25 protein-coding genes are annotated in these 24104 nt (G+C 54.3%); 13 read left to right on the top strand and 12 right to left on the bottom strand.

From position 1 onward, the window contains the following. Positions 1–3: 3 nt before the first annotated feature. Positions 4–552 carry an ATP-dependent protease subunit HslV gene (hslV, locus tag ACILRN_RS00440; RefSeq protein WP_395684613.1) on the bottom strand — a complete coding sequence of 183 codons (549 nt, stop codon included), beginning with the start codon at positions 550–552 and terminating at the stop codon, positions 4–6. Positions 553–661: 109 nt separating this feature from the next. Here hslV and hisB point away from each other — a divergent pair, with 109 nt between their 5' ends. From hisB to coaA, 7 genes are read left to right on the top strand one after another with little or no spacing between them, the layout of a single operon-like run. Beyond that, complete coding sequence (hisB, locus tag ACILRN_RS00445; RefSeq protein WP_395684614.1) at positions 662–1270, top strand: imidazoleglycerol-phosphate dehydratase HisB; 609 nt, start codon at positions 662–664, stop codon at positions 1268–1270. After that, positions 1270–1707, top strand: coding sequence for a DUF2628 domain-containing protein (locus ACILRN_RS00450; RefSeq protein WP_395684615.1), 438 nt, complete (start codon positions 1270–1272; stop codon positions 1705–1707). Before hisB ends, ACILRN_RS00450 begins: the two co-directional genes overlap by 1 nt. Before the next feature lie 9 nt (positions 1708–1716). Next, positions 1717–2367, top strand: a complete 651-nt coding sequence (hisH, locus tag ACILRN_RS00455) for an imidazole glycerol phosphate synthase subunit HisH (RefSeq protein ID WP_395684616.1) — start codon at positions 1717–1719, stop codon at positions 2365–2367. Continuing rightward, a complete protein-coding gene (hisA, locus tag ACILRN_RS00460; RefSeq protein WP_395684617.1) occupies positions 2364–3092 on the top strand; it encodes a 1-(5-phosphoribosyl)-5-[(5-phosphoribosylamino)methylideneamino]imidazole-4-carboxamide isomerase in 729 nt (242 codons plus the stop codon). The genes hisH and hisA overlap by 4 nt, the downstream gene beginning before the upstream one ends. A 2-nt stretch (positions 3093–3094) precedes the next feature. Next, complete coding sequence (gene hisF, locus ACILRN_RS00465) at positions 3095–3856, top strand: imidazole glycerol phosphate synthase subunit HisF (RefSeq protein WP_395684618.1); 762 nt, start codon at positions 3095–3097, stop codon at positions 3854–3856. 9 nt (positions 3857–3865) lie between these two features. Beyond that, positions 3866–4198, top strand: coding sequence for a phosphoribosyl-ATP diphosphatase (locus ACILRN_RS00470; RefSeq protein WP_395684619.1), 333 nt, complete (start codon positions 3866–3868; stop codon positions 4196–4198). A gap of 4 nt (positions 4199–4202) precedes the next feature. Further along, entirely contained in the window at positions 4203–5153 is a 951-nt protein-coding gene (gene coaA, locus ACILRN_RS00475) for a type I pantothenate kinase (RefSeq protein ID WP_395684620.1), read from the top strand. Here coaA and ACILRN_RS00480 read toward each other — a convergent pair. Beyond that, positions 5148–6143: an adenosine kinase gene (locus tag ACILRN_RS00480; protein ID WP_395684621.1), complete on the bottom strand. Its 996-nt coding sequence runs from the start codon at positions 6141–6143 to the stop codon at positions 5148–5150. The genes coaA and ACILRN_RS00480 overlap by 6 nt on opposite strands. Between ACILRN_RS00480 and ACILRN_RS00485 the strand changes: the two genes are divergently transcribed. Then, positions 6064–6933 (top strand): EI24 domain-containing protein, encoded by an 870-nt coding sequence (locus ACILRN_RS00485; protein ID WP_395684622.1) that lies wholly within the window; start codon positions 6064–6066, stop codon positions 6931–6933. The two genes, ACILRN_RS00480 and ACILRN_RS00485, sit on opposite strands and share 80 nt — an antisense overlap. Here the strand turns inward: ACILRN_RS00485 and nth are convergent. Further along, entirely contained in the window at positions 6905–7564 is a 660-nt protein-coding gene (gene nth / locus ACILRN_RS00490) for an endonuclease III (RefSeq protein WP_395684623.1), read from the bottom strand. The genes ACILRN_RS00485 and nth overlap by 29 nt on opposite strands. Before the next feature lie 38 nt (positions 7565–7602). On the opposite strand from nth, the gene ACILRN_RS00495 reads away from it, so the two are divergent. Both ACILRN_RS00495 and ACILRN_RS00500 read left to right on the top strand, forming a co-directional pair. Next, complete coding sequence (locus ACILRN_RS00495; RefSeq protein WP_395684624.1) at positions 7603–8079, top strand: DUF2244 domain-containing protein; 477 nt, start codon at positions 7603–7605, stop codon at positions 8077–8079. Positions 8080–8126: 47 nt separating this feature from the next. After that, entirely contained in the window at positions 8127–8999 is an 873-nt protein-coding gene (locus tag ACILRN_RS00500) for a methylated-DNA--[protein]-cysteine S-methyltransferase (RefSeq protein ID WP_395684625.1), read from the top strand. A gap of 3 nt (positions 9000–9002) precedes the next feature. On the opposite strand, the gene irrA is transcribed toward ACILRN_RS00500, so the two are convergent. Further along, on the bottom strand, positions 9003–9428 hold the full coding sequence (irrA, locus tag ACILRN_RS00505; protein WP_395684626.1) for an iron response transcriptional regulator IrrA: 426 nt from the start codon (positions 9426–9428) through the stop codon (positions 9003–9005). Positions 9429–9586: 158 nt separating this feature from the next. Between irrA and fabA the strand changes: the two genes are divergently transcribed. Genes fabA through fabI form a run of 3 tightly spaced genes read left to right on the top strand, consistent with a single transcriptional unit; the run spans position 9587 to position 12132 of the window. Beyond that, on the top strand, positions 9587–10099 hold the full coding sequence (fabA, locus tag ACILRN_RS00510; RefSeq protein ID WP_395684627.1) for a 3-hydroxyacyl-[acyl-carrier-protein] dehydratase FabA: 513 nt from the start codon (positions 9587–9589) through the stop codon (positions 10097–10099). A 13-nt stretch (positions 10100–10112) separates the two neighbouring features. Then, on the top strand, positions 10113–11324 hold the full coding sequence (fabB, locus tag ACILRN_RS00515; protein WP_395684628.1) for a beta-ketoacyl-ACP synthase I: 1212 nt from the start codon (positions 10113–10115) through the stop codon (positions 11322–11324). 7 nt (positions 11325–11331) lie between these two features. Beyond that, positions 11332–12132: an enoyl-ACP reductase FabI gene (gene fabI / locus ACILRN_RS00520; protein ID WP_395684629.1), complete on the top strand. Its 801-nt coding sequence runs from the start codon at positions 11332–11334 to the stop codon at positions 12130–12132. 5 nt (positions 12133–12137) lie between these two features. Here the strand turns inward: fabI and ACILRN_RS00525 are convergent, their stop codons facing one another. Genes ACILRN_RS00525 through mutS form a run of 8 tightly spaced genes read right to left on the bottom strand, consistent with a single transcriptional unit; the run spans position 12138 to position 24036 of the window. Continuing rightward, complete coding sequence (locus tag ACILRN_RS00525; RefSeq protein WP_395684630.1) at positions 12138–12962, bottom strand: HesA/MoeB/ThiF family protein; 825 nt, start codon at positions 12960–12962, stop codon at positions 12138–12140. Further along, positions 12962–13402 carry a dUTP diphosphatase gene (dut, locus tag ACILRN_RS00530; RefSeq protein ID WP_395684631.1) on the bottom strand — a complete coding sequence of 147 codons (441 nt, stop codon included), beginning with the start codon at positions 13400–13402 and terminating at the stop codon, positions 12962–12964. Before dut ends, ACILRN_RS00525 begins: the two co-directional genes overlap by 1 nt. Further along, on the bottom strand, positions 13399–14616 hold the full coding sequence (gene coaBC / locus ACILRN_RS00535; protein WP_395684632.1) for a bifunctional phosphopantothenoylcysteine decarboxylase/phosphopantothenate--cysteine ligase CoaBC: 1218 nt from the start codon (positions 14614–14616) through the stop codon (positions 13399–13401). The genes dut and coaBC overlap by 4 nt, the downstream gene beginning before the upstream one ends. A 48-nt stretch (positions 14617–14664) precedes the next feature. Continuing rightward, positions 14665–16227, bottom strand: coding sequence for a 2-polyprenylphenol 6-hydroxylase (gene ubiB, locus ACILRN_RS00540; RefSeq protein ID WP_395684633.1), 1563 nt, complete (start codon positions 16225–16227; stop codon positions 14665–14667). Next, positions 16227–16994 carry a bifunctional demethylmenaquinone methyltransferase/2-methoxy-6-polyprenyl-1,4-benzoquinol methylase UbiE gene (gene ubiE / locus ACILRN_RS00545; RefSeq protein WP_395684634.1) on the bottom strand — a complete coding sequence of 256 codons (768 nt, stop codon included), beginning with the start codon at positions 16992–16994 and terminating at the stop codon, positions 16227–16229. The genes ubiB and ubiE overlap by 1 nt, the downstream gene beginning before the upstream one ends. A 23-nt stretch (positions 16995–17017) precedes the next feature. Continuing rightward, positions 17018–18574 (bottom strand): murein biosynthesis integral membrane protein MurJ, encoded by a 1557-nt coding sequence (gene murJ, locus ACILRN_RS00550; RefSeq protein WP_395684635.1) that lies wholly within the window; start codon positions 18572–18574, stop codon positions 17018–17020. A 6-nt stretch (positions 18575–18580) separates the two neighbouring features. After that, positions 18581–21337: a [protein-PII] uridylyltransferase gene (locus tag ACILRN_RS00555; protein ID WP_395684636.1), complete on the bottom strand. Its 2757-nt coding sequence runs from the start codon at positions 21335–21337 to the stop codon at positions 18581–18583. After that, positions 21334–24036: a DNA mismatch repair protein MutS gene (gene mutS / locus ACILRN_RS00560; protein ID WP_395684637.1), complete on the bottom strand. Its 2703-nt coding sequence runs from the start codon at positions 24034–24036 to the stop codon at positions 21334–21336. Before mutS ends, ACILRN_RS00555 begins: the two co-directional genes overlap by 4 nt. Positions 24037–24104: the final 68 nt, after the last annotated feature.

Raw genomic sequence — 24104 nt, forward strand, 5'->3', positions numbered from 1 at the left:
CGTTCAGCCGGCTGCCAGAGTTTCAATGGTCAGGTTGTTGTTGGTATAAACACAGATTTCCGCTGCGATCGCCATGGCCTTCCGGGCAATGGCCTCTGCATCCAGAGCGCTGTCGGCGAGTGCACGTGCCGCCGCCAGGGCGTAATTACCCCCGGATCCGATGGCTACGATACCATTCTCGGGCTCCAACACGTCGCCCGTGCCAGTGAGGACCAGCGTAACAGAGGCATCTGCAACAATCATCATGGCCTCCAGCCGCCGAAGGTAGCGGTCGGTCCGCCAATCCTTTGCCATTTCAACACAGGCGCGTGTCAACTGGGCTGGGTGTTGCTCCAATTTGCTTTCAAGACGCTCAAAAAGGGTCATGGCGTCAGCCGTTGCGCCAGCAAAACCACCAATGACCAGACCTGATCCAAGGGGACGCACCTTACGGGCATTGCCCTTGATCACGGTTTGCCCCAGGCTCACCTGACCATCGCCCGCGATCACAACCCTTCCGGCCTTTCTGACTGAAAGAATTGTTGTTCCGTGCCACGCTGGTGCCTCTGCCATCGGCCGATCCTTGTCTGCTCAGTGCCTCATGTAGGCTCTCCTGGGACCAAAGAAAAGCCACCCTTGGCCAATTCCTGATGCATCTGCTATGAGGCAGTTCAGGCACCAGATGGACGAGCTTGCCATGCGCACCTCTTCGGTAGAACGAAAGACTGCGGAAACCCGGGTTTCCGTGAAGGTCAATCTGGATGGTTCTGGAAACTCAAACATCAGGACGGGTGTTGGTTTTCTCGATCACATGCTGGAGCAGCTCTCGCGTCATTCGCTGATCGATCTGACGCTCAGTGCCGATGGTGACTTGCATGTTGACTGTCACCATACCGTTGAGGATTGTGGCATCGTCATCGGCCAGGCTGTGGCGAAGGCCTTGGGAGACCGCAAGGGTATTTGTCGCTATGCCAGTCTGCATCTGCCGATGGATGGTACCCTTACTCGAGCGGCCGTTGACGTCTCGGGCAGGCCATTTCTGGTGTGGCGCGTAAACTTTACGTCGCCGAAAATTGGCGAGTTTGATACTGAGCTTGTACGGGAGTGGTTTCAGGCATTTGCCATCAATGCCGGAGTTACCCTGCACATTGAAACGCTTTATTCGGACAACAACCATCATATCGCAGAAGCATGTTTCAAGGCGCTTGCGCGCGCATTGCGTCAAGCGCTTGAAATTGATCCCCGGCAGGATGGAAGGGTTCCCTCGACAAAGGGAACGCTGACAGGCTGATGACCCTATACACTGTCCTTGAACCCCCCGGTGGCAAGACAGACCAGGTGAAATTCATCGCCGAGGGTTTTTCATGGGCTGGTTTCCTGTTCACCAGTCTGTGGGCTCTGGCGATGCGGATGTGGTTAATGGCTGTCTTGCTCATTCTGATGGCAATCGCGCTCAACATCGCTTTTGCAACCGACATGATTGATCTGTCGATCGCTATTCTTCTGCAGCTGGGCCTCATGGTCATCGTCGGTCTGGAAGGGCGGATGTTTCGTATCATGTCCCTCGAACGTGCCGGGTACAGGGTGACCGGTCTCATCGAGGCAAGCGGTCTTGAGGCTGCTGAAACTGCCTATTTTTCGGTTCGCAAGCCTCAGATCCCTGCGTCGGTTTCTGGAAACTATCGCAGCCAGCCAGAAGATACGCTCGGCATTTTTGGAAATGTGTGAGACGACTTCGTGAATCTCGCCATTATTGATTATGGATCCGGAAATCTGCATTCAGCCGCAAAAGCCTTTGAGCGGGCTGCCTCAGATAGCGGCCAAGATGTGTCTATCCGGATTACATCTGATCCGCATGTGCTTCACCGTGCTGACCACATCGTTCTTCCGGGTGTTGGTGCTTTTCGAGATTGCCGCGATGGGCTGATGGCTGTGCCGGGACTCTATGAAACCCTTGAGGCCGAAGTGATTGGAAAGGCCAAGCCGTTTCTTGGCATTTGTGTTGGCATGCAGCTCATGGCAACGCGAGGTCTTGAACATGATGAAACAGAAGGATTTGGCTGGATTTCCGGGGATGTCAGGAGGCTTACACCATCAAGTGCACTGTTCAAGGTTCCGCATATGGGGTGGAATACGCTTGAGTCGCACAGGCCGCACCCCCTGCTTGATGGCATTCCGTTGGGCGAGCAGGGGCTGCATGCCTATTTTGTCCACTCCTATCATCTTGATGCTTCCGATAGTGCCGACGTGATCGCAACCACAGACCATGGGACCACGCTGACGGCTGTCGTTGCACGGGAAAACCTGGCTGGCACTCAATTCCACCCTGAGAAGAGCCAGACCCTTGGCCTCCGGCTCCTCGCCAATTTTCTCAGGTGGCGGCCATGATCCTTTTTCCAGCAATTGACCTCAAGGACGGGCAGTGCGTTCGTCTGAAGCTCGGCGACATGAGGCAAGCGACCGTCTACAATGCCGATCCAGTTGCGCAGGCACGCGTTTTCGAAGCTCAAGGCTTCAAGTGGCTTCACTTGGTTGATCTGAATGGTGCTTTTGCCGGCAAGCCGATCAATGGCGGGGCTGTCGAGGCGATACTGACTGGAACGAAATTGCCCATACAGCTGGGTGGCGGCATCCGCAGCCTGCAGCAGGTCGAGATCTGGCTGTCCAAAGGCGTAAGCAGGGTCATTCTTGGAACCGCTGCCTTGCGGGATCCGGGCTTGGTTCGAGAGGCCTGCCGGATTTTTCAGGGGCGTATCGTAGTTGGAATTGATGCCCGTGCCGGCCGGGTCGCTGTTCAGGGGTGGTCAGAGACATCTGACCTCTCAGCTGAAGATCTCGCGTTGCGTTTTTCTGATGTGGGTGTCTCTGCCATCATTTTTACTGATATCGATCGTGACGGTGTGCTCGAGGGATTGAACATCGACGCAACACTGGATCTGGCCCGGAAAGTGCCTATTCCGGTGATTGCCAGTGGTGGACTTGCATCGATGACTGACGTTCATCGTCTGCTTCAGCCCGACTGTCGAATCCTGGAAGGAGTCGTGTCCGGGCGGGCAATCTATGATGGCCGCATTGATTCAGCGCTAGCACTCAAGTTGTTCGGACAGGTTTGAAGATGTTGAAGGCCCGTCTCATCCCATGTCTGGATGTAAAAGATGGCCGGGTGGTCAAGGGCGTCAATTTCGTCGATCTTCGTGATGCTGGCGATCCTGTGGAAATCGCAAAAGCCTATGACGCCGCCGGCGCCGATGAATTGTGCTTTCTGGATATTACCGCCACTCATGAGAACCGGGGTATCATACTCGATGTTGTAAGCCGCACGGCTGAAGCTTGCTTCATGCCGCTGACGGTGGGTGGCGGCGTCAGGACCCTCGATGATATTCGGCACTTGCTTCTGGCGGGAGCCGACAAGGTGTCAATCAATTCGGCTGCGGTCGCCAATCGCCATTTTGTCCGCCAGGCTGCTGAGAAATTTGGCTCCCAGTGCATCGTGGTGGCTTTGGATGCCAAGCTTGTCGGTCCGGGCCATTGGGAAATCTTTACGCATGGCGGCCGCCGGGCGACCGGACTGGATGCCGTCACGTTTGCCCGTGAAGTGGTATCCCTAGGTGCCGGCGAGCTTCTGCTTACATCCATGGATCGCGATGGCACGGGCCAGGGATTTGATATTTCACTAACAGCTTCTATTGCGGATTCTGTCTCTGTGCCGGTTATTGCATCGGGCGGTGTGGGTACGCTTGACCATCTGGTGCAAGGCATCCGTGATGGTCATGCAGCAGCCGTACTGGCAGCTTCCATTTTTCATTTCGGGAGCCACTCGATTGGTGAGGCCAAGCGATATCTTGCGGCCAGTGGCATTCCCATGCGCCTGTGCTAAGAGAAAAGAATGAGCGATCAACGACTTGAAGTCCTCGGCGCACTTGCGGCAGAAATTGCTGCCAGACGTGTCGTGGCCCCTGATCAGTCCTATACGGCCAGGCTGCTGGCAAAGGGTGTTGAGGCCTGTGCCAAGAAGTTGGGTGAAGAGGCTGTTGAAGCGGCTCTTGCAGCGATGACTCCTGACAGAAAGCGCCTGGCCGCTGAATCGGCGGATCTGCTCTATCACCTTCTCGTGCTGCTCGAAGCAAGGGATGTTCCCCTGTCAGATGTCATGGCTGAACTTGCCAGCCGTCAGGGCGTGAGCGGGCTGGCTGAGAAAGCTGCCAGACCCAAGGATTGAGCCCATGGAAGAACTGGTAAAAGAGGTCTCGCCCTTCCGGCGTTTTGCACGTGAGGAGTGGGCCGCCCTTCGTGCAGACACTCCCATGACGCTCACTCAGCAGGACCTGGACGAGCTTCGCGGCCTTAATGACCGGGTTGATCTGGCTGAAGTGGAAACGATTTATCTGCCACTGTCCCGGCTATTGAACCTCTACGTTGCCGCAACCCTGGGGCTGTTCAGGGCTACCAATAATTTTCTCCACCTCACCGATCGCAAGGTTCCTTATGTAATCGGAATGGCTGGCAGTGTGGCCGTTGGCAAGAGCACGACTGCGCGCATTCTGCAGCGGCTTTTGGCGCGCTGGCCAAAACATCCGAAGGTCGATCTTGTAACTACTGATGGCTTTTTGCTTCCCAACGCGGTTCTTGAACGCGAAGGATTGATGACTCGAAAGGGATTTCCGGAAAGCTATGACCTTCCTGCGCTTCTGAGGTTCTTGTCAGATATCAAAGCCGGCAAGCAGGATGTGGCGGCTCCCCTCTACTCACATCTGACCTATGACGTCCTCAAGAATGAGCACACAATCATCAATCAGCCCGATATTCTTATCGTTGAAGGAGTGAACGTCCTGCAAACCGGACGACCCCCTCGGGATGGGCGCGGGATTCCAAATGCCTCGGACTTTTTTGATTTTTCGATCTATCTTGATGCTGATACCGAAGACCTTCGCTGCTGGTACATCGAACGCTACCTCACGCTGCGGGACAGCGCCTTCCAAAACCCCAAATCCTATTTTCATCGTTATGCTAAACTTTCTGACCGGGAAGCCCGAGAGACTGCAACCCGTATCTGGGACACCATCAATCTGGTCAATCTGCGAGAAAACATCCTGCCCACGCGGCCGCGCGCGGATCTTGTGCTTCGAAAAGGAACGGATCATTTTATCCGTAGCGTTTTCCTGCGGAAACTATAGCAGGCCCAGTTGAATGGCGTGGGACTGCAAGTTGACCTCTGGTCGTGCGCCGATATGGGAGATGACCTCGGCAGCAGCCATGGAGCCGATGCGTGCGCATTCGTGAAGCGGCCGCCCTGCCGTAAAACCATGGAGGAAACCTGCTGCAAAGAGATCACCCGCGCCCGTGACATCAACAACCCGGCTCACTGGAAAGGCAGGACTCTCATGTAACCTACCTTCCGCGACCACGACGCATCCCTTTTCAGAGCGCGTAATCACGGCGATCGAGCAATCTCCAGAAATCTTTTTTAGAGCTGCATCAAAGTCTGTCGTTTGATACAGTGACTTCAACTCAGCCTCATTGGCAAAGACGATATCGATACCACCTCGAATCAGTTCGAGAAAACTGTCACGGTGACGCTCGACACAAAAAGAATCCGAGAGCGTCAGGGCTGTCTTGCGGCCAGCTGCCCGAGAAAGCTGGGAAGCCAGCTTGAAGGCATCCTTGGCCTCAGGCCGATCCCACAGATAGCCCTCCATATAGGTGACCTCCGCAGCCTCCACCATTGCCTTGTCGATATCCATCATCGAGAAGTTCACGCAGGCACCAAGATATGTATTCATGGTGCGCTCACCATCGCCTGTGACCAGAATAAAGGAACGCGCCGTAGCCGGGCCCGTTACAGCCGCAGGTGTGTCGAAAACAACGCCCTGAGAACGCATGTCATGGCGAAAAATTGCCCCAAGCTGGTCTTCTTTCACCTTGCCGAAATAGGCAACACGGCTACCGAGGGAGGCCAGGCCTGCAGCTGTATTGGCAGCAGAACCACCTGAGACTTCAACCGCCTGACCCATCTCTGCGTAAAGCGTTTCAGCCTGACGTTCATCGATAAGTCTCATAGAGCCCCTGACCAGCCCATGGCGTGTGATGAATTCGTCGTCCACCCGTGTGATCACGTCCACGATTGCGTTGCCGATGCAAAGCACATTGAATTCAGAGCGGCCCATCGATCATCTCCCATCGTTCCATGTATGTCGCCCTAGCGAAGAGTGTCCCCTCTGGCAAGCATGGCCTTTACAATGTGGTTGGCAGGAACGAGCTTCCATTTTTGGCTGTCGCGCGATAGACAAGGGCATGCTCAAGGCTGCGCTGATGGCGTTCAGTGATGTGGTTTCACCGCAATTTCGGTTGATTCTTGCCAAAGCGATCGGCCTCACGGGTGCTCTGTTTATTTTTGTGATCATATTGGTGCCGCTTGTCGTGGGGTTGCTTGCCCAGTTTCCATGGCCATGGGCCGAGAACATAGCCGTGATTGGCTCTGGACTGGCCTTGGTGGTTGCTTTCTTCTTTCTGATGTCCCCAGTGGCTGCGGCTTTTGCCGGACTTTTCCTTGATCAGGTCGCCGAGATTGTCGAGAGACATCACTATCCAGACGACCCGCCTGGCCAGGCATTGCCATTACGCTCGTCTCTGCTGTTCTCAGGAAAGTTCTTTCTGTTGATGCTGGCCGTCAATATTGCTGCACTTCCTGCGGTCGTCATTGGTCTTGGCGTTGTGGCCCTTATCCTCGCCAATGCCTACCTGTTGAGCCGGGAATACTTCGAGATGGTTGCAAGGCGCCATATGTCGTCTGAATCGGCTGCGGTTTTGCGAAGGCAGAACGGACCCTCGGTACTTCTCGCAGGAACTGTTCCGGCACTCCTGTCGCTTGTGCCAATCGTCAATCTTGCTGTGCCACTTTTTGCAACATCGTTTTTTACCCATGTCTTCAAGTCGGTGCGGCGGTTTTCTGCCTGAAACGGCAGATGTCTGCTATTGGGCACCTCCAACACTCCGGTCGACGAGCCTTGCAGGTATAACGGCCATGAAGAATCAACCAGTGATGGGCGTGACGGCCGTAAATCTCCGGGACGGCCTTTAGAAGTTTTCGTTCTACCTCAAGTGGGGTTTTTCCGGGTGCCAGACCTGTGCGGTTTCCTAACCGGAACAGATGAGTATCCACAGCGATCGTCGGGTGACCGAAGGCTGTGTTCAACACGACGTTCGCTGTCTTTCTGCCAACTCCAGGAAGAGATTCTAGGGCTTCCCGGTCATCTGGAACCTGCCCGTGATGCTTTTCGATCAATTGCCGCGAGAGCAGAATGACGTTTTTCGCCTTGGTGCGGTACAATCCGATGGATTTGATAAGGTTGCGAAGCCTGTCTTCTCCCAGTTTGATCATGGCCTCGGGTGTCGAAGCAACAGAAAACAAATGGGCCGTTGCACGGTTGACACTTTCGTCGGTAGCTTGTGCAGACAGGACGACAGCAACCAGAAGTGTATAGGAATTGACATAGTGCAACTCACCTTTTGGCTCAGGGTTCATGTCCCGGAAGCGCCGGAAGATCTCGGCGATCTCGTCCTGTTTCAGGCGGGTTGATTTTGGCATTATTTCTGTGTTCCCTTGCCCAGCAATTCGGAAAGATCATGGACCCTGGCAAAACCAAAGTTTGGAAGGCAACGCTGACCCCTCACCGCAGTCTGACGCGGCAGGGCTTCCTTGTTGTCATGGTGTTGGTAATTCTTGTCAATCTGGTGGTGGGAGGTCTTTTCACGGTCGTGGGTGCCTGGCCAGTTGCCTGGTTTGCCGGGCTTGATGTTCTTCTAGTCTGGTGGGCATTCCGGGTAAATTTTGCAGATGCCCGCCGGATGGAGTGCATTTCCATAACCGAGCATGAGGTGATCGTTGAGCGCTTTAGAGACAAGAAACAACCGGAACAGCAATGTCTTGTCCGCCGTTGGGTGCGCGTAGAGCTAGAGGAGGATGTTGAGCGCGATCTGATCGGTCATCTCAGCCTCGTTTCTGGCCAGACACGCATCTTTCTCGGCAGTTTCCTGGCGCCCGACGAGCGGAAAAGCCTTGCAAGCGCCCTGCGTGCCGCACTTGCCATCCCGCGCATATGACCGATTTTCGGGTGGGAATGAGCTGTTGTCGACGCTATTTCTGAGCTATGACCAAGACTGCATCATTTGAGCAGGCAGCCAGGGACTATGACCTGGTGCGGCAGACCCTTGGTTATCTTCGCAATAACTGGCGTGACCAGCCATCTCTTGAAGAACTCTCAAGCAGTTGCGGCGTTACTCCCGACCATCTCCACCGCCTCTTCATGCGCTGGGCTGGCCTGAGCCCCAAGGCTTTCCTGCAGGCGCTGACCCTTGATCATGCACGAAATCTCTTGCGGGGGTCGGTCAGTATCCTGGAAACAGCCCATGAGGTGGGTCTTTCTGGCCCTGGTCGCCTTCACGATCTTTTTGTGACCCATGAAGGAATGAGTCCCGGTGTCTACAAGGCTGGCGGGCAGGGTATTCTTGTCCGTTTCGGCTTTCATCCCTGCCCATTTGGCGTCGTCCTGCTGATGATGACCGACCGTGGACTCTGTGGTCTTGCATTTGCAGATCCGGGTCAGGAAGATGCCTGCCTCGCTGACATGAAGGCCCGTTGGCCGAAGGCAAATTACGAAAGAGATGACGAGGCAACGGCAAAGCATGTGAGGCGGATCTTCGACCCGATGCGCTGGCGTCCCGAAGAGCCACTTCGCATCGTATTCATAGGGACGGATTTCGAGACCCGGGTCTGGGAAACGTTGCTTACAATACCACTAGGACAGGCCACGGCCTATTCTGACATTGCCGCGCACATTGGCCAGCCCAAGGCATCACGGGCGGTCGGAGCGGCGGTTGGGCGCAATCCGATTTCCTTTGTGGTGCCATGTCACCGGGTTCTCGGCAAATCCGGTGGTCTCACCGGCTACCATTGGGGCCTCACGCGAAAGCAGGCCATCCTCGGCTGGGAAGCGGGAATGTTGGCCGGTGTGGGCCTTTGAAGCTCAGGCCGTCTTATCCGTTGTCTTCCGCAATCGGATGATGATGTCCACCCGATCGATCTCGGTGGCGGGCGGTAGTTGGGGCAGGCCTTTCAGTTCGATACCCGTCGTTCCGATGTCGACGAGAGAGCCCGTCTCTTCAATAAAGTAATGGAAGTGGTTGGATGTGTTGGTATCAAAAAACGTCGTGTGCCCTTCAAATGCCACTTCACGCAGCAATCCTGCAGCCTTGAACTGATTCAGCGTATTATAGACTGTGGCGAGTGACACGCCGATTTCCGCGGACAGCGCCTCCTGATGAAGCGACTCGGCGCTGACATGACGGTCACCGGACCCAAAAAGGATCGTGGCGAGGGCCAGCCTCTGGCGCGTCGGGCGTAGCCCGGCCAATCTCAGCCGGTCGGCAAGTTTCTTCGGAGTCAAGTCCATCACACCTGCTTCTATAGGCCAAAGTCCTTTCGCAACGCAACAGTGACCCTGTCGCGGCCTGGCCGGCTGGTCTACTTGTGGGCTTGGACCATGAATTTCCTTGTGATATTAAAGGACTGTTCCGGTCTGGCCGGACGTTACCGGGTTACTGAGGCAGAATGAGCGGATCGAGATCGCATTTTGGTTATGACGACCTTCTCGCGTGCGGAAGGGGCGAGCTGTTTGGTCCGGGCAATGCCCAGTTGCCGCTGCCGCCGATGCTGATGTTTGACCGCATCACTGAGATTTCAAAGGATGGCGGCTCTTCCGGACTTGGAAAGATCGTAGCCGAATTCGACATCAAGCCCGACCTCTGGTTTTTTGGATGCCATTTCAAGGGTGATCCCGTTATGCCAGGTTGCCTGGGCCTTGATGCACTTTGGCAGATGACCGGTTTCTTTCTTGGCTGGCTTGGAGAACCCGGTCGCGGTCGGGCGCTTGGCGTGGGTGAAGTGAAGCTGAGCGGAATGGTCACACCGATTATCCGGCGGGTTACCTATGAGGTGGAAATCACCCGTCTGGTTCTGCGCCGGCTGAAGATGGCCGTCTCCAATGGCATCATGAAAGCTGATGGCGAGACGGTTTACCAGGTCACCGACATGAAGGTGGGGCTTTTCCAGCCCACGGCCTGAGAAAGGAAACACTATGCGGCGCGTCGTCGTAACCGGTCTCGGGATTGTATCGAGTATTGGCAGCAATGTGCAGGAAGTCCTGAATTCGCTTTACGAAGCGAAGTCTGGCATCGTGAAAGCACCTGACTACGAAAGGCTGGGTTTCCGTTGCCAGGTTCATGGTGCCCCGACTTTTGACCTTGAAAGCGTGGACCGTCGGGTCCGTCGTTTCATGGGTGACGGTGCAGCCTGGAATTTTGCCGCCATGCAACAGTCCATCGTGGATTCGGGTCTTGAGGACAGCGACATAAAGAATGACCGGACCGGGATCATCATGGGTTCTGGTGGGCCTTCGACCCGCACAATCGTTCAGGCTGCAGATACGACGCGGGAAAAGGGCCCGAAGCGCGTCGGACCATTTGCTGTCCCGGCCGCCATGTCCAGCACCAACTCTGCAACACTTGCGACACCGTTTGGAATACGTGGCGTGAACTACTCCATCTCCTCTGCCTGTGCGACGTCTGCACATTGCATCGGAAACGCTGCAGAACTGATCCAATGGGGCAAGCAGGATGTGATGTTTGCCGGTGGTGGCGAAGAGCTGGACTGGACGCTTTCCGTCCTCTTCGATGCCATGGGCGCCATGTCAAGCAAGTATAACGCTACGCCCGACAAGGCGTCGCGCGCCTATGACAAGAACCGCGACGGTTTCGTCATTGCTGGCGGCGCCGGGGTCGTGGTTCTCGAGGAGTTGTCTCACGCAAAGTCACGTGGTGCGAAAATCTATGCTGAAATTGTTGGCTATGGTGCAACATCAGACGGGTATGATATGGTCCAGCCATCGGGGGAAGGGGCAGTTCGCTGCATGCAGCAGGCCATGTCCAGGGTCGATGTCATCGACTACATAAATCCACATGCAACGTCGACCCCCATTGGTGACAAGAAAGAGATCGAGGCGATCAGAAACGTCTTTGGTGACAAGATCCCGCCGATTTCTGGAACGAAATCACTGACGGGACATTCGCTGGGCGCGGTCGGTGCACAAGAGGCGATCTACTCCATTCTCATGATGAGAAACAATTTCATATGTGAAAGCGCCAATATTGAGGAGTTGGATCCGGAATTTGCAGATGTTCCGATCGTGCAAAAGCGAATCGACGATGCAAAAATTGACACGGTGATGTCAAACAGCTTTGGTTTTGGCGGCACTAACGCCTCTCTTGTCTTCCAGCGCTACAACGGCTGATCATCAAATGACAAAACCACTGATGGAAGGTCGCCGCGGGCTGGTCATGGGTGTTGCCAATGATCATTCCATTGCCTGGGGTATAGCACAGCAGCTTTTTCAGAACGGGGCCCAGCTGGCCTTTACCTATCAAGGAGATGCCTTTGGCAAGCGGGTCAAGCCGCTGGCCGAGTCTGTTGGTTCGAAAATCCTGCTGCCCTGTGATGTTGAGGACATCACGACAGTCGATGCGGTCTTCAGCGAGTTGAAGCACCAGTGGGGCTCAATTGACTTTGTTGTTCACGCAATTGCTTTCTCTGACAAGAACGAACTCAAGGGAAAATACGCCGATACAACCCGAGACAACTTCATTAGAACCATGGTGATTTCCTGCTTTTCATTTACGGAAGTCGCAAAGCGTGCAGCAGATTTGATGCCAAATGGCGGCTCTCTTGTAACGCTCACCTACGGCGGATCTGTCCGGGTCATGCCGAACTATAATGTCATGGGTGTCGCCAAGGCAGCTCTCGAGTCATCTGTGCGGTATCTCGCAGCTGATTACGGACCGCAGTCAATTCGCGTGAATGCGATTTCGGCCGGACCGATGCGGACCCTTGCAGGTGCCGGAATTGGCGATGCCAGGGCCATGTTCAATTTCCAACAGGATCACGCACCCCTGCGGCGTACCATTACACTTGATGAGGTGGGCGGAGCCGGGCTTTACCTGCTTTCACCCCTATCGGGTGGCGTAACCGGCGAAATCCACTACGTCGACTCCGGATACAACATCATTTCCATGCCGCGTCCAGAGGACCTTAAGCAGTCCTGACTCTCTCACGCGCCAGGATGATCGAGGTAGTTTTCCTCGGTGAGCGACGTGATTGATGGCCTGTGACCCGTTAACGGATTATCGGCTTTCCATCTGAGGCGCGTTTCGTAGAAGCGGCACGCCAAAGCATCGTACATCAGCAGGCGGCCGGCAAGACTTTCGCCAATTCCAATCAATTCCTTGATCACTTCCATGGCCTGCATGGATCCCATGATGCCAGGGAGCGCACCGAGCACGCCCGCTTCTTCGCAGGCTGGAAACAATCCACGCCGGGGAAGCTCGCCCATGAGGCAGCGGTAGGTGGGCCAGGGTGACCCATCTGGCGAGAGTTCGTGGGGCTTGAAGGTACAGAGTTGTCCATCGAATTGTCCGACTGCGGCAGACACAAGTGTCTTCTTTGCAAAATAGCAGGCATCACTGACTAAGAAGCGCGTCGGAAAATTGTCGCAGCCATCGGCAACAACATCATACTGCGAAATGATGGCAAGGGCATTCTTGCTGGTCAGTCGAAGGTTATGCTCATTTACGGTCACGTGAGGGTTTAATGAGAGCATGGCATTTCGAGCGCTTGTCGTCTTCGCAACGCCGATTGCTGCAGTTGAATGAATGATCTGGCGCTGAAGGTTGGAGATAGCGACAGTATCGTGATCCACGATGCCAATGGTGCCAATTCCTGCTGCCGCCAGATAGCAGAGCAGTGGGGCTCCCAGTCCTCCTGCGCCGACCACCAGAACCTTCGATGCTTTCAATCGGTTCTGTCCAGGTCCACCGACCTCGTGGAGGACGAGGTGTCGCGCATAGCGCTCAATCTCATCTGATGAAAGTACCATTACTTCCTGCCCGAAGAGCCAAACCCGGCTGACCCCCGAGCTGTCTCGTTAAGTACAGAAACTTCACACCATTCGATCTGTGCAACTGGTGCAATAACCAGCTGTGCGATCCGATCACCTCTGGCGATCACAAAATCCTCACTGCCATGATTGATAAGCGGAACCTTCACCTCTCCGCGATAGTCACTATCAATCGTACCTGGCGCATTCAGGACAGTGATGCCATGCTTGATTGCCAGACCAGAGCGTGGCCTCACCTGAGCCTCAAAGCCTTGGGGCAGTGCGATGGCGAGCCCGGTTGGAACAAGGCTTCGGGCACCTGGCTGGAGCGTCAGACTCTCCGTGGACCGAAGATCCATGCCGGCTGATCCTGCGGTTTCATAAGCCGGCAGAGGAAGGTCTGCAGCATGTGGCAGACGCTTGATCTTCACGGCGATCATGAGGATGGCCTACCTTCTGGAATAAGATGTCCAGCCAGCCGCTCCATCAGCATCAGACCGACCTCGTCCTTGCTCATTGCCGGCCAGCTTTCAATTCCTGATCTAGAGATGAAATGCACTGCATTCATGTCGCCGCCAAAGACGCCCGTTCCGCGACTGACATCATTTGCGACAATAAAATCACAACGTTTTTTGTTGAGCTTTTCAAGTGCATGCACATGAATATTCTGTGTCTCGGCAGCAAAACCTACAACGACTTCGGGTCGCAGTTGGTGGCTGGTGATTGTGGCAAGTATGTCGGGATTTTCGACTAGGGATAGCTGAAGTGAACTGCCATTAGACTTTTTAATTTTGTCAGTCTCTTGTTCAGCCACCCGCCAGTCAGCTACGGCAGCGGTGAATATGGCAATGTCGGCAGGCAATTCTGCTTCGCATGCAGTCAGCATCTCCCGGGCTGATTCAACACCTATCACTCTTATGCCAGCGGGAGGAGCGAGTGCGACCGGTCCGGAGACGAGGACAGTGTCTGCCCCGAGTTTCGCTGCGGCGCGCGCAATGGCATAGCCTTGCTTTCCGGATGAATAGTTTGAAATGAAGCGAACAGGATCAATGGGTTCACGCGTGGGCCCGGCTGTGACCACGACCTTTTTTCCGCTCAGTGGCAGAGCCTGCGGCTGAAGCATGGAAATGATTTTGTTAAGAATCTCTACTGGCTCCGACATCCGCCCAGGTCCAAACTCCCCACAGGCCATTTCACCCTCATCCGGACCCACAAAGGCAATGCCTCGGTTCTTGAGTGCTTGGGCATTTGTCACTGTTGCGGGATGCCGCCACATTCTCACATTCATGGCAGGCGCGATCAGCACAGGCTTATCGGTTGCAAGCAATGCCGTCGTCGCCAGATCATTTGCCAGACCGTTTGCCATCTTGGCCATGAGATCTGCCGTGGCGGGCGCGACAACAACAAGATCCGCTGCGCGTGACAATTGGATATGTCCCATCTCGACTTCATCAGTGAGATTAAACAGAGCAGTATGGACTTTTTCGCCTGAGAGGCTCGCCAGCGACAGAGGCGTCACGAACTGTTCGGCGGCCTGTGTCATGATGATAAGGACCCTGATACCACGTGTCTTGAGGAGCCTTACGAGTTCGTGGGCCTTGTAAGCGGCAATACCGCCCCCGATGATGAGAAGTACAGATTTTCCAGCTATCATGTCTACACTCTCACTCTGCCAGTACTCAAATGTTCCGATCGTCCCGCATCATAGCAGCTGCCGGGTGGCAATGAGTGCAAGGGATATGGCGCCAACAGCCAGCCAGAAAACCATCCAGCGCTTTGGCTCACCCTGCAACTCGACCATGTATCGGATACTTTCGGGGTCAAGCCGAAGCCCTCTGCTTCCTGCTGTGCCAGCAAACAGGGCGGCGCTGCGCTTCACGTCCTCCAGCACTCCTGGCAGGCCTGCCAGAAATTGTCCCAGATTTTCCGTTGCATATTCGAGCTTACCTGCGGGACCAAGCTTGCGTTCAATCCACTCTCTCACAACTGGTTCGGCCGACAACCACATGTTCAAATTCGGGTTCAGTGTTCTGGCAACACCTTCAACAACTACCATGGTTTTCTGCAGCAGGAGAAGTTGTGGCTGTGTCTTCATGTCAAACTGAGCCGTCACTTCAAAAAGCTGTGTGAGCAATTTCGCCATTGAGATCTGGCTGGCTGGCAGGTCCATGATAGGTTCGCCAATGGCACGGATCGCCTGTGCGAAGACCGCCGGATCGTGCTCAGCTGGAACATAGCCTGCCTCAAAATGAACCTCACTGACCCGCAGATAGTTCCTGGTTATGAATCCGTAGAGTATTTCGGCAAGAAACATACTCTCCTTGCGTCCAAGTCGTCCGACTATTCCAAAGTCCACCGCCACAAGCTGACCTTGTCGGTCAATAAACAGATTACCTTGATGCATGTCGGCATGGAAGAAGCCATCCCGTATTGCGTGGCGCAGGAAGCTCTGAATGACGGTATCGCCAAGCGTGACAAGATCGAATCCCTGCGCTTTCAGTCCAGAAAGATCTGAAATTGGCGTTCCCTCGATCCATTCAGTTGTAAGGACCTCGCGGCTGGTGCGAGTCCAGTCCACTTGTGGAACCCGGAAGCCGGGGTCATTGCGGATGTTTCCCGCCATTTCAGAAATAGCAGCTGCCTCCATGCGCAGGTCTAGCTCCTGTTTCATGGAGCTTTCGAGCATTCGCACAGCCGCAACGGGGCGCAGACGTCGACCTTCCAGGCTGAAGCGCTCCATCAGCCTTGCCGCAAAGTAGAAACTGCTCAGATCGGCAGCAAAACGTTTTGCGACACCTGGCCTGAGGACCTTGACGGCAACTTCGCGGCCATCCGACGTTCTTGCCTTGTGGACTTGAGCTATGGAGGCGGCGGCAACTGGAGGACCAAACTCCTGAAAGATAGCGTCAACGCCGACCCGAAGATTTTCTTGGATGATCGATTTGGCTATCTCGGTTGGGAATGGCGGAAGACGATCCTGTAGGGCCTTCAGCTCGAATGCCCGCTCTGGCCCTACGAGATCGGGTCGTGTCGCCAGGAACTGTCCAAGTTTGATGTAGCTTGGCCCCAAGGCCGAGAGCGCGGCAGCAAGACTATTGTTATCATCACGAGCAGGCTTGCTCGCACCAATCTTTGCAATCGCCAGTGCTGCCCGGGCTGACCATGGCAGCTGTTTGCGTTGTTCCGGTGTCAGGAGAGCATCATAAGTGGCCAGAGTTCGTCCGGCTCGCATGAGGCTGTAGACATTGAGGAGTGAAGCGAACATCACACCCGCCAGCCAGAGTGGATTGCGACCACTCCACCAGTGAGGTTCCGAAAGCTGACATTTGCAAAGCCAGCCTGTTCAATCATGAGCTTGAACTGTTCCTGCTTAGGAAACGTTCGGATGGATTCGACAAGATATCGATAGGGTTGACCATCACCTGTCACCACCTTGCCAACCGCCGGGATTACTGTGAAGGAGTAGGCATCATATAGGCTGTCAAGAACAGGCAAGTCCACATGCGAGAATTCAAGGCAGAGAAACCGCCCCCCCGGCCTGAGAACGCGGTAGGCCTCGGCAAGGGCCTTGTTGATATGGGTTACATTGCGGATGCCGAATGCAATCGTATAACTGTCAAAGGTCTTGTCGGCGAAAGCCAGCGCCTCTGCATTGCCCACTGTGAAGCTGCACTTTTCTGACAATCCCTCGATCTGAGCCCGCTTGCGGCCCTCATTGACCATCTCCGGCGAGATATCGGCAACTGTCACCCTAAGGTTTGGCCCGCCGGCTCTGAGAATTCGGAATGCAACATCTCCGGTACCACCGGCAACGTCGAGATGGCTGTAGCTGGAAGAACCACGGACGGGGTTCAGAATAGTGACGAGATCATCTTTCCACAGCCGGTGGAGGCCCGCTGACATCAGGTCATTCATTTGATCGTAGCGTGAGGCAACTCTTGAAAATACCTCATTGACCAAGTCCTGCTTTTCAGACTCCTCAACACGGCGGAAACCGAATGCTACGGTCTCGTCATCTGGCCTGTCAGTCATGGCAAACGCTCCCCACACCAAACTCACTTCCGCAACATCATACGGAGCTCGTCAAGACGCATAGCTCCGGTCAGGTGCGCAACAGCAAAATAACTCACAATTCCGGCAGACACGAGAGCCAGAAGTGCCCAAGCTGCCGCAAGGAAACCTGCCATGGGGTCATAATTTGGCCGAACAAGCTCATTTCCTGCCAGCAGCAGGGCTCCCATGATGGCTGCTGACAGGAAAATACGTGGCAATCGTGTCCTGGATCTTTCGTCGAGGACGAAAAGACCTTGTCTGGACAAGGACATGGCGAGTAGCGCTGCATTGACCCATGCAGCAGCTGAGGTTGCCAATGCGATGCCCACATGGCCCAGATAGCGGGATAGGACAAGACTGCCAATGACGTTGACCAAAACAGAGATGATCGCAAACCGCATGGGGGTCCTCGTATCTTCCCGCGCATAAAATGCGGGTTGAAGAACCTTTGCGAGCGCAAAAGCCGGTAGTCCGATGGCAAAGGCCAGCAAGGCCGGCGCTACAGCAAATGTGTCGTCCCGCGTGAATGCCCCGTGCTCAAACACTGTGTGGATGATAGGTTGTGGTATTGCCATGAGGGCAAATGCAGATGGCAGTGTCAGGAACATCGAAAGCTCAAGAGCCCGGTTCTGGCTCCGCATGGCGCTTGCGCTGTCTCCTGATCTAAGCCACTTCGAAAGATCTGGCAGCAGAACAATCCCGATCGCCACTCCGATAACTCCGAGGGGCAGTTGATACAGCCTGTCGGCATAGTACAAGAACGCCACTGCACCATCGAGTGTTGTTGCTATCATCGTAGCAATGAGCAGATTGATTTGCATCACTCCGCCAGATACGATTCCTGGAAACGACAGAGCAATCACACGTTTCACGTCCGGCGTCAGTCTGGGTCGAGCAGGCATCAGCCGTATGCCTGCATGCTTGCACGCCATGGCTAGAAAAGCGTATTGGGCAACACCTGCCAGAAACAGTCCCCAGGCAAAAATGTGGCCCGTCGCCGGCGTGTTGCCGGTTGCCAGAAGCCAGGCAACCACATTTGATCCTATCATTACGACGTTCAGGAGGATGGGGGCCGCTGCTGCCGCCGTGAACCGGTTTAAGCTATTTAGAACGCCTGACTGAAGAGCTGTAAGAGACATGAACAAGAGATATGGGAAACAGATACGGGTTAATTCGACCGTAAGCCCGAGTTGAGCTTCGTCCCCCTTGAAACCAGGTGCAATGACATAGATGAGAAAGGGCATCGTCATCATCGCCACAGCTGAGAACAGCAACAGCCAGGCAAGCAGAACGCTGAAGACGTCGATGGCAAACTTCTGGGCGGCTTCAAGTCCTTCGCCTTCAAATTTCTTGGCAAAGAGTGGAACAAAGGCACTGTTGAAGGCGCCTTCTGCGAAAAGGGCGCGGAAAAGATTTGGGAAGCGTTGGGCTACAAAGAAGGCCTCTGCCACAAAGCTTGTACCAAGAGTAAAGGCAATCAGTTGATCCCGTAGAAAGCCAAGCACTCTGCTGACAAGGGTGAAGCCTCCCACAGTCGCGGCTGATCTGAAAAGAGACATTAGGTATCAGACTCCAGCTACAGCGGCTTGTGCTGGCCGCAGAATATCCAGCAGTGCATTTTCAATATGCTTGTGTCGTGCCGCGCTTTCGATTTTGGCGCCCGTCAAATCAGTAACATAAAAGACGTCTACGGCCTTCTCGCCAAATGTCGTTATATGTGCGGACGCTATGTTGATGTTGAGTGTATAGAGAGCCTCTGTCAATTCATACAGCAGGCCAAGCCGATCGAGGCCGTTGATTTCAATCACTGTGAAACGATTAGATGACTGGTTGTCAATGATGACCCGTGGCTCGACCTGAAATGCCTTGATGCGCTGCTGTGGCTTATAGGCCCGTGACACAGCCTCCTTCAGTCGGAGTTCACCCCGGAGTGCCTTGCGGACAAGCTCCGCAATTCGTTCACCACGACGACGCTCGTCATTTTCATCTTGGAATTCACGCTGGATTAAGATCGTGTCGAGCGCCATTCCATCTGTGGTGGTGAAGATCTGGGCGCCTGCGATATTTGCGCCTGCCGCTGCGCAGGCTCCAGTGATGAGGGCAAGCAAGCGGGGATGGTCCGGTGCGTAAATCGTCAATTCCGTTATTGCAGTAAACGCATCTGTTTCGAGACTGGTTACAATGCTCCTCGGTGAGGCCTGTGATATGAGCGTGGCATGACGCATTTGCTCATCGGTCGATGTTCCCAACCAATATGCATCATAGTGTCTGGCTGCATATGACACTTTCTGATCTTCGCGCCAGTCGTCCTGACGTGAGAAAAATGCCGTCTGCGCCGCCACGATCCGATCCCGCCGTGATACCGCGGTATGCCCGCCTGTGAGAACGGGTTCTGCTTCGGCGTAGAGTGTGCGCAACAACTGGCCTTTCCAGCCGTTCCATACGCCTGGCCCAACGGCGCGAATATCGGCGACAGTGAGAATGATCAAGAGCTTTAGTCTCTCCAAACTCTGCACGACGGCACAGAAATCCAGAATTGTCTTGAAGTCATTCAGGTCCCGCATTTGCGATGTTTCGCTCATCAGCAAGTGATGGCGGATTAGCCATGCAACGGTCTCCGTTTCAGGTGGGGTGAGTCCGAGTCGCGGACAGAGGTCAAGCGCAATGCGTTCACCTCCGATGGAGTGATCCTCCTTCCGTCCTTTGGCGATATCGTGCAAGAAAACAGCTACATAGAGAAGGCGCCGGCTCATGAGGGTCGGGAAAATCGCCGTTGAAAGTGGATGGTCATCCGCCAACCGTCCACGCTCTATAGCCGATAGTTGCCCCACAGCACGGATCAGGTGTTCATCAACGGTATAATGATGATACATGTTGAACTGCATCATGGCGACAATCCGGCCGAATGGGGGAATGAATCGGCCAAGAACTCCGGCTTCATTCATCATGCGAAGAACAATATCTGGATCCTCCGACGATGTGAGTAAACCAAGAAACAGAGCATTTGCTTCAGCATTATTCAGTATCGTCCTGATAGCACCGAGAGATTTCCGTAAAAGTTTCAGAGTATCGGGGTGAATTTCCGCGCCTGTCTGGCCTGCGGCGGTAAACAGACGAATGATATTCACAGGGTCGCGGTTGAAAACATCATCAACGAGCGGAACGATGCGTCCACTTTCGATTTTGAAATCAGGAGCCTTCTCGATCACGCCCGAGGTTCTTGAGACCAGGCGTCCTATCATGCGACCAATGGCTGGAACATCCTTGACGTGTTTTGCTTCCAGACTGGCACAGAATATTCTTGTGAGATCACCAACATCTTTTGCAATCAGGAAATAGTGCTTCATGAAACGCTCGACATGTTTCAGTCCGGCACGCGCTTTATATCCAAGACGTTCGGCAATGTCTGGCTGGCGGTCAAAGCTCAGTCGGTCCTCTCCCCGTCGCGAAAGGAAATGCAAGTGACAGCGCACCGCCCAGAGGAATCGTTCGCATTTCTTGAAGACGGCCAGTTCGTCTCTTGAAAAAGCACCTTTTTGAGCCAGTTGATCCGTGGAGTCCGCTGCGTACATGTACTTTGCAATCCAGAAAAGGGTGTTAAGGTCACGCAGTCCACCTTTTCCATCCTTTACATCTGGCTCGACGAGGTACCGGGTCTCGCCCGCCTTCATATGCCTTACGTCTCTCTCAGCCAGTTTGTCTGCAATGAATTTCTTGCTGTCGCGGCTCAAAAGGTCCCGCCGAAACTCAGTTACCAGCCTCTGGAACAGCTCTTGATCCCCACAGATGAAGCGCGCCTCCAAGATTGCAGTCAGTATGGTATTGTCTGATTTTGCCAGCCTGATGCATTCATCGATGCTGCGTGTTGCATGGCCAACTTTTTGGCGGGCATCCCACAGGCAATACAGAATGAATTCGACGATATTTTTTGTCCGATTGGTTTGCCGAGATGGCAAAACAAACAACAGGTCAATGTCTGATCCCGGCGCCAGCGTGCCGCGGCCATAGCCACCAACTGCCACGATTGATATCTGCCCCTGACTTTTTTCAGCAGGGAAAATCTCACCATTGGCAAACTGAAAGAGTTCTTGAACGAGTCTGTCTTGTGTATCGCTCAGAAACTGGGCACACGCGGTGCCATTTCCATCGGCAAGCAACTGTTTCTCGGCAATGACATGAGCCTGACGAAGAGCATCCTTTAAAATTTTTACAACAATTGGCCTCAGATCCGTTGGACTGCGCTGTTCCGCTGATCTTGCGTCACGAAAAAGGTGGCCCAAAGAGTCTGGGCTCATAAGGTCACTGTTCTGGGTTGCAGTCATTGCTTTTGCTGTCCCCGTAGCATAGCGACCAGCTCGTAAATGATGGAAAGGGCCTCTCGTGGCGATAGTTCATCTGCAACGAGCCCTCTCAATCGTTGTTCAACCTCTGAGTCATGGCGTTGAGTTGGTGTGAGCGTGGCAAAAAGCGGAAGATCATCCATGAAAGTGCGGGTGTTTGCAGAGCTCCCTGTGCGTTCGAGTCGGTCCAATATTGCCTGCGCACGGTTTATGACGCCTGCCGGCAATCCAGCAAGTTTTGCAACGTGAATGCCATAGGACCTATCAGCAACCCCTGCAGTGACTTCATGCAGAAATACGATCTCATCCTGCCATTCCCTTACCTTCATCGTTGAATTTGCAAGATGAGCGAGTTTCCCTGCCAGGGTAGTCAGTTCATGATAATGGGTTGCAAACAGAGCGCGGCACTTGTTGATGCTGTGAAGATGCTCAAGTGTTGCCCAGGCTATTGACAGGCCATCATAAGTCGCTGTTCCACGCCCAATTTCGTCAAGGATGACGAAAGACTTTTCGGAGGCTTGATTGAGGATTGCCGCGGTTTCGATCATTTCCACCATGAAGGTGGAGCGCCCGCGTGCAAGATCATCAGCTGCACCCACGCGACTGAAAAGCCTGTCGACCACTCCAAAGTGTGCTTCAGTGGCAGGAACGAAGGATCCCATCTGTGCCAGGACGATAATGAGAGCGTTCTGGCGTAGGAAGGTAGACTTGCCAGCCATATTTGGACCGGTTAGAAGACATAGACGTTTGGTGTCGCCCGACAATTCGCAGTCATTGGCCACAAAAGATCCAGAAGCGCCGTCCTGGAGGGTTGCTTCAACAACAGGGTGTCGGCCCCCCTTGATGGAGAAGCGGACTGTTCCATCTACTCGCGGCCGAGTATAACGTCGGCGTTCAGCAAGTTCGGCAAGCGCGGAAGCCGCGTCTATGTTGGCGGTTGACGTTGCCAATTGAGAAATAAGGTTCCGGCGAGCGATGGTCATGCTGCAGAGCCTCGTAAAGATCTCCTGTTCTAGAGCAAGCGCCTTATCGGCTGCGGCTGCAATCCTCTGATCAAGCGTCGTAAGCTCTGCCGTCACGAATCGAACGGCATTTGCCACAGTCTGCCTATGGATAAAGATCTCTGCGCCATTGCGCAGCTTGAGCGCCTCAGCATTGTTGGCAGAAATTTCAATAAAGTAACCAAGTACATTATTGTATTTTATTTTGAGTGACTTAATTCCAGAGACCTCACAATACTGACTTTGAAGTTGCGCCACAACCTGACGCGTTTCATCTCTTAGCGTACGGTTTTCATCGAGTTCGCTTGAGTACCCAGCTCGCACGAAATTGCCATCGCGAGCCTGCACAGGCAGGTCAGTGTTCAGAGCAGAAGCAAGCTCGCTTGACAGTTCCTCATCTGCCCAGCTGAGAATGTCATGGGCCTCACCAAGGTTTCGAGGAAGGTTTGACAGCGTCCCATGACCGGACATTCGCTTGGCGAGTGTTCTGGCAATGTCAATGCCATCACGAATCGCAGCAAGATCACGTGGGCCGCCTCGCCCCACTGTAAGCCTGCCCAGAGCTCGTTCAAGGTCTGGCATTGCAGATAGAAGTTGCCGAACATCGTTTCGGAGCAGTCCATCATTCAAAAAGTGCGACACATCATCGAGCCTATGGGCGATGGCATAGGGATCGCAGAGAGGATTTGAGAGTCGCTGCGCGATGCAGCGAGAGCCTGCAGCTGTGACGGATAGATCAATCACAGAAAGCAGGCTGCCTCGACGCTCTCCCTGCAATGTGCGTGAAAGCTCCAGATTGGCCCTGGTCGCCGGGTCTATGACCAGCGTTTCTGATGCGATGTCCTGGCGCGGTGGTCTCAGATGTGGAATTTGGCCAGCCTGGGTAATGATGATGTAGTCCAGAAGGCCGCCGAGAGCAGAGATCTCAATGCGGGAAAAGTTTCCGAACCCTTCGAGCGCATCAACCTCAAAATGCTGTTTAAGTCGCTGTTCTGATGAGATGGAATCAAAACGCGCTGATGGAATGGGAGTGATGGGCGCGCCTGGCCGGGACAAGGCGTCAAACATTTGATTGTCTTCAAAGAGGCGCTCTGGAACAACTATTTCCCGCGGATCAAGACGCATGAGGTCAGCAGCCAGCCGGTTGGCGTCAGTCAGCGTGACTGCAAGTTCACCAGAGCTTATGTCAGCCCAGGCAATTGCGACCTGCCCGCCCGCGCTATTATGGGTCACGGCGAGGAGGAAATTGTTGGTCCGGGAGTCGAGAAGCGTATCTTCAGTCAGTGTACCTGGGGTAACGAGGCGTACGATATCGCGGCGAACTACCGCTTTCGAACCTCGCTTGCGTGCGTCAGCGGGATCTTCAAGCTGTTCACAAACCGCCACACGGTGACCGAGACGTATCAGTTTCTGAAGGTACCCGTCAGCGGCATGTACCGGCACGCCACACATGGGAATATCTTGGCCCAAGTGCTTACCACGTTTGGTGAGGGTGATGCCCAGGGCTGCAGCTGCAACTTCCGCATCTTCGAAGAACAGTTCATAGAAGTCACCCATCCGGAAGAACAGCAGGCTTCCCGGGTTTGCCTGTTTCAGCACCAGAAACTGGGCCATGATGGGCGTGGGGCGCTGTCCGGGATTACCCCCGGCCTCGTCACTGCTATGGTCTGAATTGTGCACGGTCTATCCATAGCAGAAATAGGCATCTTTGGCACAAGACAGGATTTCGGGATGCTTGAGTATCAGCC

This window comes from Aestuariivirga sp., assembly GCF_044238155.1.
Taxonomy (GTDB): domain Bacteria; phylum Pseudomonadota; class Alphaproteobacteria; order Rhizobiales; family Aestuariivirgaceae; genus Aestuariivirga.

What these genes read in the sequence shown, in the direction of transcription:
- ACILRN_RS00525 (WP_395684630.1), bottom strand. Translation starts at nt 12,962, where the DNA reads ATGGTACTTTCATCAGATGAGATTGAGCGCTATGCGCGACACCTCGTC.
- coaA (WP_395684620.1), top strand. Translation starts at nt 4,203, where the DNA reads ATGGAAGAACTGGTAAAAGAGGTCTCGCCCTTCCGGCGTTTTGCACGT.
- ubiE (WP_395684634.1), bottom strand. Translation starts at nt 16,994, where the DNA reads ATGACTGACAGGCCAGATGACGAGACCGTAGCATTCGGTTTCCGCCGT.
- ACILRN_RS00450 (WP_395684615.1), top strand. Translation starts at nt 1,270, where the DNA reads ATGACCCTATACACTGTCCTTGAACCCCCCGGTGGCAAGACAGACCAG.
- ubiB (WP_395684633.1), bottom strand. Translation starts at nt 16,227, where the DNA reads ATGTTCGCTTCACTCCTCAATGTCTACAGCCTCATGCGAGCCGGACGA.
- ACILRN_RS00485 (WP_395684622.1), top strand. Translation starts at nt 6,064, where the DNA reads ATGAATTCGTCGTCCACCCGTGTGATCACGTCCACGATTGCGTTGCCG.
- coaBC (WP_395684632.1), bottom strand. Translation starts at nt 14,616, where the DNA reads ATGATAGCTGGAAAATCTGTACTTCTCATCATCGGGGGCGGTATTGCC.
- hisB (WP_395684614.1), top strand. Translation starts at nt 662, where the DNA reads ATGGACGAGCTTGCCATGCGCACCTCTTCGGTAGAACGAAAGACTGCG.
- ACILRN_RS00555 (WP_395684636.1), bottom strand. Translation starts at nt 21,337, where the DNA reads ATGACTGCAACCCAGAACAGTGACCTTATGAGCCCAGACTCTTTGGGC.
- hslV (WP_395684613.1), bottom strand. Translation starts at nt 552, where the DNA reads ATGGCAGAGGCACCAGCGTGGCACGGAACAACAATTCTTTCAGTCAGA.
- dut (WP_395684631.1), bottom strand. Translation starts at nt 13,402, where the DNA reads ATGATCGCCGTGAAGATCAAGCGTCTGCCACATGCTGCAGACCTTCCT.
- fabA (WP_395684627.1), top strand. Translation starts at nt 9,587, where the DNA reads ATGAGCGGATCGAGATCGCATTTTGGTTATGACGACCTTCTCGCGTGC.
- hisF (WP_395684618.1), top strand. Translation starts at nt 3,095, where the DNA reads ATGTTGAAGGCCCGTCTCATCCCATGTCTGGATGTAAAAGATGGCCGG.
- ACILRN_RS00495 (WP_395684624.1), top strand. Translation starts at nt 7,603, where the DNA reads ATGGACCCTGGCAAAACCAAAGTTTGGAAGGCAACGCTGACCCCTCAC.
- irrA (WP_395684626.1), bottom strand. Translation starts at nt 9,428, where the DNA reads ATGGACTTGACTCCGAAGAAACTTGCCGACCGGCTGAGATTGGCCGGG.
- hisA (WP_395684617.1), top strand. Translation starts at nt 2,364, where the DNA reads ATGATCCTTTTTCCAGCAATTGACCTCAAGGACGGGCAGTGCGTTCGT.
- nth (WP_395684623.1), bottom strand. Translation starts at nt 7,564, where the DNA reads ATGCCAAAATCAACCCGCCTGAAACAGGACGAGATCGCCGAGATCTTC.
- ACILRN_RS00500 (WP_395684625.1), top strand. Translation starts at nt 8,127, where the DNA reads ATGACCAAGACTGCATCATTTGAGCAGGCAGCCAGGGACTATGACCTG.
- fabB (WP_395684628.1), top strand. Translation starts at nt 10,113, where the DNA reads ATGCGGCGCGTCGTCGTAACCGGTCTCGGGATTGTATCGAGTATTGGC.
- fabI (WP_395684629.1), top strand. Translation starts at nt 11,332, where the DNA reads ATGACAAAACCACTGATGGAAGGTCGCCGCGGGCTGGTCATGGGTGTT.
- murJ (WP_395684635.1), bottom strand. Translation starts at nt 18,574, where the DNA reads ATGTCTCTTTTCAGATCAGCCGCGACTGTGGGAGGCTTCACCCTTGTC.
- ACILRN_RS00480 (WP_395684621.1), bottom strand. Translation starts at nt 6,143, where the DNA reads ATGGGCCGCTCTGAATTCAATGTGCTTTGCATCGGCAACGCAATCGTG.
- ACILRN_RS00470 (WP_395684619.1), top strand. Translation starts at nt 3,866, where the DNA reads ATGAGCGATCAACGACTTGAAGTCCTCGGCGCACTTGCGGCAGAAATT.